16 protein-coding genes are annotated in these 15106 nt (G+C 72.1%); all 16 read right to left on the reverse strand.

All coding sequences use genetic code 11. From position 1 onward, the window contains the following. Nucleotides 1-1325, reverse strand: a 1325-nt coding sequence (locus Gocc_RS15000) for a phosphodiester glycosidase family protein (protein WP_147281349.1), incomplete at its 3' end; no start/stop codon positions are given. 105 nt (nucleotides 1326-1430) lie between these two features. Further along, on the reverse strand, nucleotides 1431-2537 hold the full coding sequence (gene mqnC / locus Gocc_RS15005; protein WP_114797391.1) for a cyclic dehypoxanthinyl futalosine synthase: 1107 nt from the start codon (nucleotides 2535-2537) through the stop codon (nucleotides 1431-1433). Beyond that, nucleotides 2534-3298 carry a menaquinone biosynthetic enzyme MqnA/MqnD family protein gene (locus Gocc_RS15010; protein WP_114797392.1) on the reverse strand — a complete coding sequence of 255 codons (765 nt, stop codon included), beginning with the start codon at nucleotides 3296-3298 and terminating at the stop codon, nucleotides 2534-2536. Before Gocc_RS15010 ends, mqnC begins: the two co-directional genes overlap by 4 nt. Continuing rightward, nucleotides 3298-4410 carry an aminofutalosine synthase MqnE gene (gene mqnE, locus Gocc_RS15015; protein WP_114797393.1) on the reverse strand — a complete coding sequence of 371 codons (1113 nt, stop codon included), beginning with the start codon at nucleotides 4408-4410 and terminating at the stop codon, nucleotides 3298-3300. The genes Gocc_RS15010 and mqnE overlap by 1 nt, the downstream gene beginning before the upstream one ends. 4 nt (nucleotides 4411-4414) lie before the next feature. Continuing rightward, a complete protein-coding gene (locus tag Gocc_RS15020; RefSeq protein ID WP_114797394.1) occupies nucleotides 4415-5320 on the reverse strand; it encodes a polyprenyl synthetase family protein in 906 nt (301 codons plus the stop codon). After that, nucleotides 5317-6000, reverse strand: coding sequence for a bifunctional demethylmenaquinone methyltransferase/2-methoxy-6-polyprenyl-1,4-benzoquinol methylase UbiE (gene ubiE, locus Gocc_RS15025; protein ID WP_220150660.1), 684 nt, complete (start codon nucleotides 5998-6000; stop codon nucleotides 5317-5319). The genes Gocc_RS15020 and ubiE overlap by 4 nt, the downstream gene beginning before the upstream one ends. Next, nucleotides 5997-6587, reverse strand: coding sequence for a UbiX family flavin prenyltransferase (locus Gocc_RS15030; protein WP_114797395.1), 591 nt, complete (start codon nucleotides 6585-6587; stop codon nucleotides 5997-5999). The genes ubiE and Gocc_RS15030 overlap by 4 nt, the downstream gene beginning before the upstream one ends. Before the next feature lie 61 nt (nucleotides 6588-6648). Continuing rightward, nucleotides 6649-7470, reverse strand: a complete 822-nt coding sequence (locus tag Gocc_RS15035) for a c-type cytochrome (protein WP_114797396.1) — start codon at nucleotides 7468-7470, stop codon at nucleotides 6649-6651. 4 nt (nucleotides 7471-7474) lie between these two features. Next, complete coding sequence (locus tag Gocc_RS15040; protein ID WP_114797397.1) at nucleotides 7475-8257, reverse strand: cytochrome b; 783 nt, start codon at nucleotides 8255-8257, stop codon at nucleotides 7475-7477. 2 nt (nucleotides 8258-8259) lie between these two features. Beyond that, nucleotides 8260-9174: a QcrA and Rieske domain-containing protein gene (locus Gocc_RS15045; RefSeq protein WP_181813736.1), complete on the reverse strand. Its 915-nt coding sequence runs from the start codon at nucleotides 9172-9174 to the stop codon at nucleotides 8260-8262. A 45-nt stretch (nucleotides 9175-9219) separates the two neighbouring features. Continuing rightward, nucleotides 9220-10734 carry a menaquinone biosynthesis decarboxylase gene (locus Gocc_RS15050; RefSeq protein ID WP_114797399.1) on the reverse strand — a complete coding sequence of 505 codons (1515 nt, stop codon included), beginning with the start codon at nucleotides 10732-10734 and terminating at the stop codon, nucleotides 9220-9222. Nucleotides 10735-10875: 141 nt separating this feature from the next. After that, nucleotides 10876-11043, reverse strand: a complete 168-nt coding sequence (locus Gocc_RS16445; protein WP_181813737.1) for a hypothetical protein — start codon at nucleotides 11041-11043, stop codon at nucleotides 10876-10878. 10 nt (nucleotides 11044-11053) lie between these two features. After that, nucleotides 11054-11593: a hypothetical protein gene (locus Gocc_RS15055; protein ID WP_114797400.1), complete on the reverse strand. Its 540-nt coding sequence runs from the start codon at nucleotides 11591-11593 to the stop codon at nucleotides 11054-11056. Next, a complete protein-coding gene (gene hemL, locus Gocc_RS15060) occupies nucleotides 11571-12830 on the reverse strand; it encodes a glutamate-1-semialdehyde 2,1-aminomutase (protein WP_114797401.1) in 1260 nt (419 codons plus the stop codon). Before hemL ends, Gocc_RS15055 begins: the two co-directional genes overlap by 23 nt. Then, nucleotides 12821-13777: a porphobilinogen synthase gene (hemB, locus tag Gocc_RS15065; protein WP_114797402.1), complete on the reverse strand. Its 957-nt coding sequence runs from the start codon at nucleotides 13775-13777 to the stop codon at nucleotides 12821-12823. The genes hemL and hemB overlap by 10 nt, the downstream gene beginning before the upstream one ends. 49 nt (nucleotides 13778-13826) lie before the next feature. Beyond that, nucleotides 13827-15011: an AI-2E family transporter gene (locus tag Gocc_RS15070; RefSeq protein ID WP_114797403.1), complete on the reverse strand. Its 1185-nt coding sequence runs from the start codon at nucleotides 15009-15011 to the stop codon at nucleotides 13827-13829. Nucleotides 15012-15106 lie beyond the last annotated feature (95 nt).

Consider the following 15106-nt stretch of genomic DNA (forward strand, 5'->3'; position numbering starts at 1 on the left):
GGGGGCGGCGGCACGGGCGGGGGCGGGAAGGGCACGTCGTAGCTTCCCGGCTGCAGATCGGCCGTCTGCGCGTACGCCGTCGTGCCGTCGGGGGAGACGAGCGTGACGCTCACCGTCGAGGGGCGGACGAGCTTGTAGCGGAGCGACTGGCGGTCGCCGACGCCGTCACCGTCGGGGGACACGACCGACACGGCCGGCTGCACGAAGACACCGGAGTAGAGGAACATCAGCGCCGTCGAGACAGGGCGCTCGGCGCCGCCGGACGGGCGGTTGAGCAGCGCCCCGTCGAACGCCATCGAGGTGGAGCCGCCGCCGTCGAGCGCCATGCCGTTGACCGCCCCGAGGCGGACGAGCGTCTGCGCCAGCTCGAAGTTCGTCATCCCGACCGAGTAGCCGGGCTGCCGGCCGTCGACGGCGACGAGCACGATGCGCCCGTCGGCGAGCTGGCCCACGCCCGTCCGCGCCGTACGCGGCCCGAGCTGGCTGGAGGTGAACGCCTCGCCCGCCCGGAACACCGGCGCGCCGTCGCGCACGATCTGGGGGCCGCCGCCGATGGCGGAGACGACGCCGGGCCAGTCGGGCTTGAAGATGAGGCGCGCCGTCACGGTCGAGCCGACCGCCGCCTCGGCCGTCAGCGCGGCGGCAGACGAGCCGCGCGCGACGAGCACGGCGCCGCCGGCGGGGATCGGCACGGCGCCTCCGTCCGCCCGTGTCTCGACGACCGGTGCCTGCAGGTCGGCGTTCGGCACCGCGGCCGGGAAGGGGAACAGGATCACGGCGACCGATCCGGGCAGCGCCGGCGTCTGCGGCCCCCACGCCTGCGTGTAGAGGGCGACGCCGCTTGCCGGCGGTGGCTCGTTGAGCGTCGCGAGCGCACGCTTGACACCGGTGCCCTGCCAGGTGCCGAAGAACGAGATGCGGCGGATGTCGAGCGTTCCGTCCGTCGTCACCCCGGCGCTCGAGCGGGCCCCGTAGGGAGGGCTCGCCACCTGTCCGTCGCGCATGAACACACCGCTGGGGGCGCCTGTCGCGAACGAGAAGAAGTCGCCGTTGACGCCCGCCGTCGTGGCCGTGGACGCGAGCCGGCGCTGCATCGCGCTCAGCGTCTCGGTGCCGACGAGCGTGTCGTTCGAGAGCACGGGAGCGAGGGTCGTCGTGCCCCCCGGACGCGGCCCCGTGAGCACGTTGATCGCAACCGGGCCGTTGGGTGTGAACTGCACCCCCGTCTCGTAGGTGACGCCGGGCCACAGGGACCGCGGCTGCGCGGCCGCCGGCGCGGCGAGCAGGAGCGCGAAGAGCCCGGTGGCGAGGAGGCGGCGTCCCATAGGCCTCTGCGAGGGTAGCCGAGGCGGGCGCGCAAGCCGGCGAGTCCTTACACGATCCACATGCCTCGACGCCCGCCCCGTACGACCGGCCCGGCGGGACGGCCGTCAGGCAAACACTCTGACCTCGCGGTACAGCGTGTCGCGCTGCACCGGGGTCTTGCCGAGCGAGCGGATGAGGTGCACGAGCTCGTCCGTCGAGGTGCGGTGCGTCGTCCCGGCGGCCGAGACGACGTTCTCCTCCATCATCACCGAGCCCATGTCGTCGGCGCCGAAGCCGAGCGCCACCTGGCCGATCTTGAGGCCCTGCGTCACCCACGACGACTGGATGTGCGGCACGTTGTCGAGGTAGATGCGCGACACCGCCTGCGTGAGCAGGTAGTCGAACGAGGTCGGCATGTCCTCGTCGCGCACGACCGTGTCGAGGCGGTTGCCGTCGCGCTGGAACGTCCACGAGATGAAGGCCCGGAAGCCGCCGGTCTCGTCCTGCACCTCGCGCACGCGGCGCATGTGCTCGACGCGCTCCTCCAGCGTCTCCACGTGGCCGTACATCATCGTCGCGGTCGTCGACATGCCGAGCCGGTGCGCGTGGCGCATCACGTCGAGCCATTCGTCCGAGCTCGTCTTCTTCGGCGCGATGATGTCGCGCACGCGGTCGACGAGGATCTCGCCGCCGCCGCCGGGCAGCGAGTCGAGCCCGGCGTCTCGCAGGCGGGAGAGCGTCTCCCACACGGTCAGCCGCGAGCGCCGGGAGATGTGCTGCACCTCCGGCGGCGAGAGGCAGTGCAGGTGGATGCGGTAGCGGCTCTTGATCGAGCCGAAGAGGTCCTCGTAGAACTCGATCCCGAGATCCGGGTGGTGGCCGCCCTGCATGAGCACGCCGGTGCCGCCGATCGCGAGCGTCTCCTCGATCTTCTTGAAGATCACCGGCTTCGGCAGCAGGTAGCCCTCGCGCGTGTCGCCGGGTCGGCGGTAGAAGGCGCAGAAGTCGCAGTCGGTGACGCAGATGTTCGTGTAGTTGATGTTGCGGTCGACGATGAAGGTGACCGTGCCCGGGTCGTTCTTGCGGTTGCGGATCTCGTTCGCGACGCGGCCGACCGCGACGAGATCGCGCGAGCGCAGCAGCGTAATCGCATCGTCGTCGCTGATGCGCTCGCCGTCGAGCGCCTTCTCGAGCACCTGCCGAACGGTGGACGTGTCGACCGTCGTGCTCACGAGAGCGGCACCCGGAGGTCGCGCGCGAAGCGCAGCTCCGGCACGTGGTGGAGCTCGCCGACGTCGCGGGCCATCTCGAGGAACGTGTACAGGCCGGCGCGCTCGCGCGGCCCGAAGCTGTAGCGCAGCTTCTCGAAGTAGCGGGCGAGGAAGCCCGCCGGGTAGCCGTAGCGGGCGCTCGCCTCGTAGGCGAGCTTCTCGGGCTCGGAGCGGGCGAGCCGCACGGACGCGACGAGCGCGTGCTCGAGATCGGAGAGCCCCTCGACGACGGGCTCGGGCGCGGCCCACACCGCGAACACCATCGGCAGGCCGGTGCGCTCGAGCCACAGGCGGCCGAGGTCGTGGTGCGGCGTCGGATCCTCGAACGCGCTCTTCAGCGCCGCGTCGCCGATGAGCAGCCTGGCATCGGCGTCCTGCTCGAACGGCCGGATCTCGGCGCCCGGCAGCAGCACCTTCGTGAGCACGACCGAGGTCGCGCTCTCCGGCGTCACGGCGACCGATCGCACGCGGCCGAGCGGCAGGCGCGTGACGAGCTGAATCGAGTCGACCGCGCCCTCCGACGAGACGCAGAGGCGCGGCAGCAGGCGCAGGTGGTCGGCGTTGCGCGCGTACTCGATCGACGAGATCGGGGCGACGTCGATCTGCCCGTCGAGCAGCATCCGGTTCAGCGCGGTGGGGACGCCGGTGATCTCCTCCACGTCGTACTCGAGCCGGTGGAAGACCGGCGCCATGTTCACGTAGGAGATGCGGCCGAGGCGCATCACGGGTCCCAGCGCCGGATCTCGTTGTAGAGCGTGTCGCGCTGCACCGGCGTGCGACCCGCCTCTCTCACGTAGCGGACGAGCTGCTCGATCTTCTGCTCGGTCTCGGTGCGGGCGCCCGCGGCATGGAAGATCGCCTCGCGCATCACCGTGCCCTGCACGTCGTTCGCGCCGAAGTGCAGCGCGACGGCCGCGAGCGGCATCCCCATCATGATCCAGTACGCCTTGATGTTCGGGATGTTGTCGAGCATGAGGCGGCTGAAGGCGAGCATCTTGAGGTCGTCGACGCCGGTCGTGTGGCGGAACCCGCGCCGCTCGAAGACGGTGTTCTCCGGGTGGAACGCGAGCGGGATGAACGCGAGGAATCCCCCGCTCGCGTCCTGCTGGGAGCGCAGGCGCAGGATGTGGTCGACCCGCTCCTCGTAGGTCTCGACGTGCCCGTACAGCATCGTGCAGTGCGTGGGTATGCCCATGCGGTGCGCCGCGTCGTGCGTGGCGAACCAGAAGTCCGGGTGCTCCTTGCCGGGGGCGACGAGCTGGCGCACGCGGTCCGCGAAGATCTCGGCGCCGCCGCCGGGCAGCGAGCCGAGCCCCGCCGCCTTGAGCTCGCGCAGCACCTCCTCGTGGCTCAGGCCCGACAGCTTCGTCATATGGTGGATCTCCGACGCCGTGTACATCTTCAGGTGCACGTCCGGCAACGCCTCGTGCAGGGCGCGCACGGTGTCGACGTAGAACGCGAACGGCACGTGCGGGTTCTCGCCGTTGACCATGTGGATCTCCGTGAACCCGGTCAGCTCGCGCTGACGCACCGCGTCCTCGACGAGCTCCTCCGTCGAGATCGTGTACGCATGCGCCTGCTTCTGCGTCGCGGCGAAAGCGCAGAACTTGCACTTCACGCGGCACACGTTCGTCTGGTTCAGATACAGGTTCTGGACGAAGAAGACGTCGTCCGTGCCGCCGCGCAGCCGCCGCGCACGGTCGGCGAGCTCGCCGAGGCCGAGGAGGTCGTCGGACTCGAGCAGCGTCAGCCCGTCCTCGAAGTCGAGGCGTTCGCCGGCGTCGATCTTCTCGCTGATCGGGTCGAGCGTGGAGGTTCGGTCGAGGAGTGCCATTGTCCTATCGGTTGCGGTCGACGACGGCGTCTGCGAGGGCCTCGAGCTCCACGCGGCGGGCCTCGCCGTCGAGGCTCCCGCGCGCCCTCCTAGCGTAGTCGAGGGCCACCTGCCGCGAGCGCTCCAACGCGCCGCAGGCGGCGACCCGCACGAGTGCTCCGTCGAGCGGCCCACCCGCGAGCGCCTGCCGCACGACCTCGTCCTCGCGGGCGGCGAGCAGCAGCGGCAGCGTGGGCGTGCCGTCGCGCAGGTCGGTGCCCGGGACCTTCCCGGTCTCGATCGTGTCGCCCGCGCAGTCGAGGATGTCGTCGACGATCTGGAAGGCGACGCCGAGCAGCCGCCCGTAGTCGCCGCTGCCGCCGCCGAGCGCGCACGCGGCCTCGAACAGCTTCCCGGTCTTGAGGGCGCAGCGCTCCAGGTAGCTCTCGACCGTCGTGTCGGGGTCGTGCCGCTGCCGGCGCTGCAGCGCCTCGCCGCGGGCGAGCGCGAGCGACGCCTCGGCCAGGATCGCGACACCCCGATCGTCGCCACGGCCGGCGAGCTCCGCGAACGCCCGTGCGAACAGGTAGTCGCCGGCTGCCCGCGCGGCCTCCGGCCCATGCTCCGTCCACGCGGCGGCGCGCCCTCGGCGCACGCGGGCACGGTCGATGAGGTCGTCGTGCACGAGCGTCGCCATGTGGACGAGCTCGACCGCGACGCCTTCGGCGACCGGCCAGGGCGCGCCCGCGGGCGCCGACAGGAAGGCGAGCATCGGCCGCAGGCGCTTGCCGCCGGCGGCGAGCGCGTCCGCTCCCACCGCGGCGACGAGGCCGGGGTGTCCCGCGACCGCGGCGGAGAGCCGCTCCTCGACCGCCTCCAGGTACCCGGCGAGGCCCGGTGCGGCACGCACGCGCTCGAGCGTCGCGCTCACCGTGCCGTCGCCGTGTGCAGGGCCACGATCGTGCCGCCGAAGAGCCGGAAGCGCACGTCCTCGAACCCGGCCGCCTCGATCAGCGCAGCGAGATCCTCGGCGCCCGGGAAGCGCCGCACGCTGGCGGGCAGGTACGTGTACGCCTGCCCGCCGGGGAGAACCCGCCCGAGCACCGGCACGACACGGTCGAACCAGAGCGAGAAGAACGGTCGCAGCGGTCCGCGCGGCCGGGTGATCTCGAGGATCGCGAGCCTGCCGCCGGGCCGGAGCACGCGCCGCAGCTCGGCGAGGGCCGCGGGAAGGTCGGCGACGTTGCGCACGCCGAACCCGACGGTCGCGGCGTCGAACGCGCCGTCCGGGCACGGCAGCGCGAGCACGTCGCCCTGCACCCACTCGATCGTGTCGGACTTGCGGCGCGCGCGGGCCAGCATCTCGGCGGAGAAGTCGAGCCCCGTCACGATGCCGCCCTCGCGCTCGGCCTCGAGCGCGAGATCGCCGGTGCCGCAGCAGGCGTCCAGCACGCGCTCGCCGGGCTGCACGACCGCCGCCACCGTGTGCCGCCGCCAGCGCCGGTCGAGCCCCGCCGTCATGACGCGGTTCATGACGTCGTAGACGGGTGCGATGCGGTCGAACATGGCGCGGACGCCGTCGGGCGCGAGCGTGCCGGACTCGTGCGTCATCGGGCGCCCCAGCGCGGGATGAGGTCGTTGTCGAGCCCCAGCTGGTCGAGACAGCGGGCGACGACGAAGTCGACGAGGTCGTCGACGGTCTCGGCGCCGTGGTAGAAGCCCGGCGCCGCGAACAGGATCACGGCGCCCGCGTCGTTCAGCGTGGCGAGCCCGCGCAGGTGGATGGACGAGAGCGGCGTCTCGCGCGGCACGAGCACGAGCGTGCGGCGCTCCTTCAGCGCCACCGACGCCGCGCGGTGGATGAGGTTCGCCATCGCGCCGGCGGCGAGCGTGCCGACCGTGGACATCGAGCACGGGCAGACGACGTAGGCGTCGACGCGCGCCGAGCCGCTCGCGTAGGGGCTCTTGTAGTCGTCGATGCCGTACACGGTGACGTGGTCGCGCGCGTCGCCGACGAAGCGCTCGAGCACCTCCTCGCGCGGCAGCGCGGCGTCGCCGTAGAGCTCGGTCGCGATCACCTCGATCCCCGCCGCAGAGGCGACGAGGCCGACCTCGCAGCCCGCGGCCGCGAGCGCCTGCAGCAGGCGGGCCGCGTAGGGGGCGCCGGAGGCGCCGGTGACACCGAGGAACACCCTCATCGCACGCAGGGTAGATGCTCGCCGGCGCCGCGGCACGCGGTCGCCCCGCGCGCCGAGGCGGCTACCCCTTCTTCGGGCCCTTGGAGGCGTCGAGGAAGGCGCCGAGATTGGCGAGGTTCTCCTGCCCGAGGAACGCGTACGAGCCCATCACGCGGTTCCCGTACTGGGCGGGGTTCGTCACGTAGGACTTGAAGAAGTCGGCGCCGCGGTTCTTCGCCCCCACGGCCGAGAGGTCGGGCGCCCCGAGGTTGCCGGCGCCGTTGCCGAGATAGACGTGGCAGTTGAGGCACCCGGACTGCGCGAACAGCTTCGCACCGGCAACGGCCTTCGGGTTGCCCGCGAAGCCCTGCGCCTGGCTCCACGCGGGCACCTTCGCGGCGAGCTCGCTGCCGAGGGCCTCCTCGGCGGTGGCGCCCTTCCAGGTCAGCACGCCCATCGACACGACGACGAGGACCGCGGCGACGAGCGCGACCGGACGGCGCAGCAGGCGGCGCTCGCGGCGCCTGTCGAGGAACGGGAGCCCGACCAGGAGGATGAGCAGCAGCGTCGGGATGCCGACGGTGCCGAGCACGACCGTCTCCGGCCACTTGAAGATGCGCAGGAGGTAGAAGAGGAAGTAGAAGAACCAGTCGGGGCGCGGCACGAAGTTCGTCGTGCCCGGGTCGGCCTTGTCGGTGTAGAGCGGGCCGAGCAGGCCCGGCTCGGTGCCGTCGGCGGTGACCTTCCACACCACGGCGAGGCCGATGATGACGGCGACGACGACGAGCGACATGATCGTGTCGTGGAAGACCGCGTACGGGAAGAAGGGCTTGCCCTCCTTCTGCACGTCCTCCTTGTAGCGCTTGAACTCGGCGCGCTGCTCCTGCTTCAGCTTGCTCGCCACGGGGCTAGCTCGCCTCCTCGGAGGCCGGCTCGCGGATGAGGCCCTCGCGCCCGCCACCGGGCGCGCCCTCGTGCCGCGGACGGCCCGCGGCCACCCTCGACCACGGCGGCGAGGTGACGCCGAGCCGGACGACGAGGTACATGTGCAGGCCGATCAGCGCCATGATCCCACCCGGCAGCAGCAGCATGTGGATGGAGTAGAACTTCGACAGCGTGTCGCTCCCGATGTTCGCGCCTCCCTGCAGGAACTGCGCCAGGAAGGGCCCGGCGATCGGCGCCGTGGCGTTGAGGTTGATGCCGACGACCGTCGCCCAGTACGCCGTCTGGTCCCACGGCAGCAGGTAGCCGGTGAAGCCCTCGGCCATGCCGGTGACGAGCAGGAGCACGCCGAGGATCCAGTTCAGCTCGCGCGGGTACTTGTAGGCGCCGAACAGGAACGTCCGCGCCATGTGCAGGAACATGAGGATGATGAACAGGCTGGCGCCCCACTTGTGCATGCCGCGCACGAGCCACCCGAGCGTGACGTCGTTCGTGATGTGCTGGATCGACTCGTAGGCCCGGTCCGGGTCGGGCTTGTAGTACATCGCGAGGAAGACGCCCGTCGTCGCCTGCACGAGGAAGGCGGTCAGCGTCGCCGACCCGAGGGTCTGCATCCAGTTGACGTCGCGCGGGACGTTGCGGAAGAGGAGGTACTTGACCCCGCCGACGAGGCCGGTGCGCTCCTCCACCCAGTCGAGCGGGGCGAGGGCGGCCGCTTCGAGCTGCGCCCTGCGTGCGGACCTGGCCATGATCAGGACCCCGGCACCGGTATGGGGTAGAGCCAGCGCTCGATCCCGTCGACGTGCACACCGGGATACGCCCTGCGGTACTTCGCGATCCTCGCGCCGGCGCCGGCGCCTTCGACGGTGCCCACGCTGAACGGCCTACCGATGATCAGGTTGCCGTTGACGATCGAGAACTCGAAGCGGTCGAGCGACCGCACCGGCGGCCCCGCCGTGCGGTTGCCCTCGCCGTCGTACTGGCCGCCGTGGCACGGGCAGCCGAAGCTGGCCGCCAGCACCGGCTGCAGCTCGACGGCGGGCCCGCCGGGCGGCGTGTACTCCTTCCTGTCCTGCTCCTGGATGGGGCCGTTCGGCTGGACGGGGCAGCCGAGGTGGACGCAGCGCGAGAAGAGGATCGTGAAGCTGGGCTGCTTGTCCCTTGTGAGGCCGTTGTTGCGCACGTAGGCGGTGCGGCGGCTGACCTCGCCGAGCCCGGGATCCTCCATGAAGGTGGCGATCACGAACGTCCCCTCGGGGAAGTTCGTGATCGGCCCGAGGTCGACGTCCTTCGTCTTCACCGTCTCGCCCGCGAACGAGGGCAGCACGGCGAAGCCGAGCGACGGGAGCGCGACGCCCGCGCCGATGACGCCGCCGAGGCCGACGGTGGCGAGCGAGAGGAAGCCGGCGCGGCCGTAGGTCTCGCGGTGCTCCTCCTCGACGGCGGCCGGCTCCGCGGCGGGCGCGGCTGCGGCTGCGGGAGCATGCGCGGAGGCGATGTCGCGGACCCAGAGCGCGCCGAAGACGAGCGCGAGCGCGGCGCCGACGACCGTCGCGGGCCAGCTCACGACGAGGCCGACGAGCACGCTCGCGACGCCGACGGCGAAGCCGATCGGCCAGAGGCTCGGCGCCGGGACGTGCGGCTTGTCGTCTGTGCTGTCGCTCACGCTGTGCTCCCCGTCAGGCATTCAACCCACCCGCGCTCATCCCTGTCAACGACGTAACAGCTGTGTCAACGTGCGAGCGCGCGCCTCATTCTGCACTGTGGCGCCGGCGCGCGCGTCGGGTATCCCCAACTCCGCCCAGCGCGCGTCGACGCGGGCCCGCACATCCGCGCTCATCTCGATCTCGGCGGGCCACGCGCGCGCACCCTCGGCCGGCCCCTTCGCGGTCGCGTCGACACCGATCTTGCCGCCGAACGCCTGCAGGGTCGTGGCATGGTCGAGCTGGTCGATCGGCCCCTCCGTGAGCAGGATGTCGCGCTTCGGGTCGACGTTCGCGCAGGCGTAGAAGAACACCTGCTCGTAGTCGTGCACGTCCACGTGCTCGTCCACGACGACGACCGCCTTGGTCAGGCTCATCAACCCGAGCCCCCAGACGGCGTGCATGACCTTGCGGGCGTGGCCGGGGAAGCGCTTGCGGATCGAGACGATGACGCAGTTGTGGAACGCGCCGGCCGTGGGCAGGTCGTAGTCGACGATCTCCGGCACGCTCATGCGGATCGCCGGCAGGAAGATGCGCTCCGTCGCCTTGGCGAGCCACTCGTCCTCGGCCGGCGGCTTGCCGACGACGATCGACGGGTAGATCGCCCCGCGGCGCATCGTCATCGCCGAGATGCGGAAGATCGGGAACTCCTCGGGCGGGGTGTAGAAGCCGGTGTGGTCGCCGAACGGGCCCTCGACGCCGACGTCGTCGCGGTCGACCCAGCCCTCGAGCACGATCTCCGCGTTGGCGGGCACCTCGAGGTCGACCGTCTTGCACTTGACGAGCTGCACGGCCGATCCCTTGAGGAAGCCGGCGACCATGAGCTCGCCGATGTGCTTCGGCAACGGCGCGCTCGCGGAGTAGGCGGTGACGGGATCGAGCCCGAGCGCAACGGCGACCGGGATCCTGCCGTCGGGCGCGGCCAGCAGGTCGGCGCGGCCGTCCTTGTGGATCTGCCAGTGCATGAAGGTCGAGCGGCGATCGATCTTCTGCATGCGGTACATGCCGACGTTGCGCACGCCCGTCGCCCGGTCCTTCGTGATCACGGCCGGCAGCGTGATGAACGGAGCGGGATCGAGCGGCCAGCAGCGCTGGATCGGCAGCACGTCGAGGTCGACCTCGTCGCCAGTGAGCACGATCTCCTGGCAGGGCGCCTTCGAGACCTCCTTCGGCATCGAGTCGGCGATCGACTTCAGCTTGCCGAGCGAGCGCACCTTGTCGACGAGGCCCTGCGGCGGTTGCAGCTCGAGGATCTCGCCGAGCATCTGCGCCAGATCGTCGAGCCGCTCGACGCCGAACGCCAGGCACATGCGCCTCTCGCTGCCGAACTGGTTGATCAGCAGCGGGTGGCGCGCGCCCCTCGGGTTCTCGAACAGGAGCGCCGGGCCGCCTGATTTCACCACGCGGTCGGCGATCTCGGTGATCTCGAGGTCGGGGTCGATCTCGGCGGCGACGCGGACGAGCTCGCCCTCCTTCTCGAGGAGGGCGATCCATTCGCGCAGGTCGGAGGCGGGGGAGCGCACGCACGCCCAGTCTAGGGACGCGTGCAGCGGCAGGCGCTGTCCAGGGTCCGCTCTTCGCAGGAGGACGTGTTCTCCGACAGACCGTGGACGTCCGCGATCGCACGCCGCGAGGGCTTCCTCGCCGGCGTCGGAGCCCCGCTGCTAGAGGATGCGGCCGGGCTTCGACGCCCTGCGCTTCGCAGCCACGTAGTGCGTCAGCTCGCCGAGCGCGATCACGGCGACGAAGATGAGGCCGACGACGAGCATCGAGAGCACGACCTTGCGACCCTCCTCGGCGGCGTCGGCGAGAAACCACAGCGAAGCAAGCATCGCCGCGATGCTACCCCACGCGCAGGCCGTGCGCGGCATAGGAGCGCTCGACCGCCTCGTCGCCGGCGGCGGCGCGCGCGACCGCGTCGAGACCGGATGGATCACGCTCGTCGCGCAGCGCCGCGCGCGCGCCGTCGAGGCCGCCCTCGCCGAGGCGCGCGGCGGTCGCCGCCCACGCCTCCGCCTCGCCGGGCCCGCCCTCGGCGCGCGCCTGGGCGCAGAGCGAGATCAGCTCCGCCAGGTCGTGCACCGCCTCGACGCTGCCGGTCGCCGCGATGCGAACGAGCCCGTGTGCGTAGAGGTAGTCGCCGAGCAGCAGCGCGGTGTCGTCGTCGGCGGGAGCGAACAGGCGCGAGCGGCCGTAGTGCAGCAGGTAGCCCTCGTAGATCGTCTCCACGCCGAGCGCGAACGCCGGGTCGCAGAGCGGCGAGAACACGAGCGCGCGCTCCCGTCCCGGCCCGGGGCGCAGCGACTCGGCCCACAGCGCGCTCTCCGCCGCCGCCTCCGCGGCGAGCGTCTCCCAGAGATCAGTGGCCGAAGAAGCCGCCAACGGCCTCGATCGTGCGGTCGATCTCCTCGTCGCCGTGGGCGAGCGAGACGAACATGCACTCGAACTGCGACGGCGCCAGGTAGACGCCGCGCGCGAGCACGTGCCGGAACAGCGCCCCGTAGCGCTCGGTGTCGGAGCGGGCGGCGTCGGCGTCGTCGCGGACGGGCCCGTCCTGGCAGAACAGCGTCATCATCGCGCCGACCCGCTGCACGCAGCCGAACGGGGCGAGCCCGGCCTCGAGCCGCGCGCCGCGCGCCTCGAGCGCCTCGTAGACGGCGGGGTCGCGCAGCCGCCGCAGCACGGACGTGCCCGCCGCCACGGCGAGCGGGTTGCCGGAGAGCGTCCCGGCCTGGTAGACGTCCCCGACCGGCGCCAGCCGCTCCATCAGCTCGGCACGGCCGCCGAACGCGGCCGCGGGCAGGCCGCCGCCGACGATCTTCCCGAGCACGGTGATGTCGGGCCTGACGCCGAACCGCTCCTGTGCCCCTCCGCGCGCGACGCGGAAGCCGGTGATCACCTCGTCGAAGACGAGCAGCGCGCCGCAGGCGTCGCAGAGCGTGCGCAGCGCCTCGAGGAACCCGGGTTCGGGCGGGACGACGCCCATGTTGCCCGCCACCGGCTCGACGATGATCGCGGCGAGCCCCTCGCCGTAGCGCGCGACCGCAGCCGCGACGGCGTCGACGTCGTTGTACGGGAGCACGATCGTCTCGCCCGCGACGCCGCGCGGCACGCCCGGCGTCGACGGGATGCCGAGAGTCATCAGCCCCGACCCGGCGCTCGCGAGCAGCGCGTCGACGTGGCCGTGGTAGTTGCCGGCGAACTTGATCAGCCGGTCGCGGCCCGTGGCCGCACGGGCGAGCCGCACGGCGCTCATCGCCGCCTCCGTCCCGGACGAGGTCATCCGCACCATCTCGATCGACGGCACGGCGTCGACGATCTCCTGGGCGAGCTCGACCTCGCCCTCGGTCGGCGCGCCGAACGTCGTCCCGCGCCGCAGCGCCTCCTCGACGGCGGCGAGCGTGGCCGCGTCGGCGTGCCCGAAGAGCAGCGGCCCCCACGAGAGCACCCAGTCGACGTAGCGGTTGCCGTTCACGTCCTCGATCAGCGCGCCGGCGCCGCTGCGCATGAACAGCGGCTCGTCGAGACCGACGGCGCGCATCGCCCGCACGGGCGAGTTGACGCCGCCCGGGATCAGCCTCCGCGCGCGCTGGTAGAGGTCGGAGCGCGTCACAGCCATCGCGCGAGATCCTTCGCCCAGTAGGTGAAGATCAGGTCGGCGCCCGCGCGGCGGATCGCGACGAGCGACTCGAGCGCCGCCGCCCGCTCGTCGAGGTGTCCCGCCGCCGCGGCCGCCTTCACCATCGCGTACTCGCCCGAGACGTTGTAGGCGGCGACCGGGCAGTCGAAGCGCTCGCGCACGGCGCGGATGACGTCGAGGTAGGGGAGCGCGGGCTTCACCATCAGCGCGTCCGCTCCCTCCTCGAGGTCGAGCGCGCACTCGCGCAGCGCCTCGCGCACGTTGGGCGGATCCATCTGGTAGCCGCGCCGGTCGCCGAACGCGGGCGCCGACTCGGCGACTTCCCGAAACGGCCCGTAGAAGGCGGAGGCGTACTTGGCCGCGTAGGCGATGAGCGGCGTCTGCGGCAGCGCCTCGCGGATCGCGCCGACGCGCCCGTCCATCATGTCGCTCGGAGCCACGACGTCGGCGCCGGCCTCGACGTGGCTCGCGGCCGTGCGCGCGAGGAGCTCGACGGTCTCGTCGTTGGCGACCTCGCCGTCGCGGACGATGCCGCAGTGGCCGTGGCTCGTGTACTCGCACAGGCACACGTCGGTCACGAGCGTGAGCCCGGGCACCTCGGCGCGGACGGCGCGAAGGGCGCGCTGCACGATGCCGTTCGCGTCCCATGCCCCCGACCCGAGCTCGTCCTTCTCCTCGGGGATGCCGAACAGCAGGACGGCGCGGACGCCGAGTGCGGCGAGCTCGCCGCACTCGCGCACGAGCTCGTCGATCGATCGCTGCGCGATCCCGTCGAGCCCCGCCAGCGGGCGCACGACGCCCTCGCCCGGGCAGGCGAACAGCGGCATCACCACGTCGTCGAGCGACAGCCGCGTCTCGCGCACGAGCGCGCGCAGCGTCTCGGTGCGCCGCAGGCGGCGCAGGCGGGTGACCGGGAAGGCCGTCACGGCCCGAAGCGTACGTCAGACCCGGTCCGCGACCGCGCCTCGTCGGCGCCTACGCCCCGCCGCCGGCCGCGCGCGGGGGCTCGATCCCGGCCTCGACCGGCACGACGGGGTCGCGCTCGTCCCAGCGCTCGAGCCGCACGCGCTCACCGAAGAACTCCCAGACGGCGCGGGTCGCCGCCATCGTCGGCAGCGCCAGCAGCACGCCGGCGACGCCGTACAGCTCCCCACCCGCGAGCAGGCCGAAGATGACGAGCAGTGGGTGCAGCCGCAGGGCGCTCGCCATCACGTTGGGGACGACCACGTGCCCCTCGACCTGGTAGATGAAGACGAACAGCCCCGCGACCCACAGCGCCGACACCGGATGGGCGACGAGCGCATAGATCACGGGCGGTACGGCGGACAGCCACGGGCCGATGTACGGGATCACCTCGATCACGCCGGTCCAGACGCCGAACAGCAGCGCATAGCGGTCGGCGCCCGGCACGAGCTCCGTCGTGCCGAGCACCCACATGCCGACGCCCGCGCTGAGGCCGATCACCGTCGACAGGATCAGCTGGCCGCGCACGTAGCCGGCGAGCGCGTGCTCGATGCGCAGCGTCAGCGGCAGGCCCTGCCCGGGTGGGAAGCGCCGGTCGATCGCTCCCTCCAACCGCGGCATGTCGAGCAGCATGTAGATCGCGATGACGACGATGAGAACGAGGTTGAAGAGCGTCACCACGATCGAGAACGCCGCGCCCTGGGCGAACGAGATCGCGTCCTGCGTGTACTTCGAGATCTCGCCCGCGCCGAGGTTGTCGACCCAGTTCGTCGCCTGCTTCTGGATCTGGACGCGCTCGAGGCCGTGGGAGTCGAGCCACGTCTGCAGCCGGCCGATGTCGTGCTCGGCTCCCGTCTTGCCGCTCGCGTCGCTCACCGTCACGTACTCGTCGACGCGCTCGGCGGCCGAGCGCGTCTGGTCGACGACGACGGAGCCGAGCGCGAGCGCGACGAAGGTCGCGCCGGCCGCGAACACGAGCAGGACGAGCGCGACGGAGAGGCCGCGGGGCAGCCGCACCCGCTGCAGGTCGCGGACGAGCGGATTGAGCAGGAACGCGACCAGCGACGAGGTCAGGAACAGGAACAGCACGTGCCCGAGCGTCCCCGCGAGCAGCCACGCCAGCACGAGGACGACCGGGAGCCCGGCGAGCTGGATCCAGCGCGGCACCCTGATCGTCGGGCCTCGTGGCGCGGGCATGCGCGGGATCGTAGCTCGCCCCCGCGGCGGCGCGAGCGCCCGCGCGGACGGCGTCTCGGGCTCTGCTCGCGGGCGGTTGCGGTTGAGAGGGGCCG

This window comes from Gaiella occulta, assembly GCF_003351045.1.
Lineage (GTDB): Bacteria > Actinomycetota > Thermoleophilia > Gaiellales > Gaiellaceae > Gaiella > Gaiella occulta.

Excerpts from the sequence above, each read along its gene's own strand:
- Gocc_RS16445 (WP_181813737.1), bottom strand. The coding sequence starts at position 11,043 with ATGCTTGCTTCGCTGTGGTTTCTCGCCGACGCCGCCGAGGAGGGTCGC.
- ubiE (WP_220150660.1), bottom strand. The coding sequence starts at position 6,000 with ATGACGCACGAGTCCGGCACGCTCGCGCCCGACGGCGTCCGCGCCATG.
- Gocc_RS15030 (WP_114797395.1), bottom strand. The coding sequence starts at position 6,587 with ATGAGGGTGTTCCTCGGTGTCACCGGCGCCTCCGGCGCCCCCTACGCG.
- Gocc_RS15010 (WP_114797392.1), bottom strand. The coding sequence starts at position 3,298 with ATGCGCCTCGGCCGCATCTCCTACGTGAACATGGCGCCGGTCTTCCAC.
- mqnE (WP_114797393.1), bottom strand. The coding sequence starts at position 4,410 with ATGGCACTCCTCGACCGAACCTCCACGCTCGACCCGATCAGCGAGAAG.
- hemL (WP_114797401.1), bottom strand. The coding sequence starts at position 12,830 with ATGGCTGTGACGCGCTCCGACCTCTACCAGCGCGCGCGGAGGCTGATC.
- Gocc_RS15040 (WP_114797397.1), bottom strand. The coding sequence starts at position 8,257 with ATGGCCAGGTCCGCACGCAGGGCGCAGCTCGAAGCGGCCGCCCTCGCC.
- Gocc_RS15070 (WP_114797403.1), bottom strand. The coding sequence starts at position 15,011 with ATGCCCGCGCCACGAGGCCCGACGATCAGGGTGCCGCGCTGGATCCAG.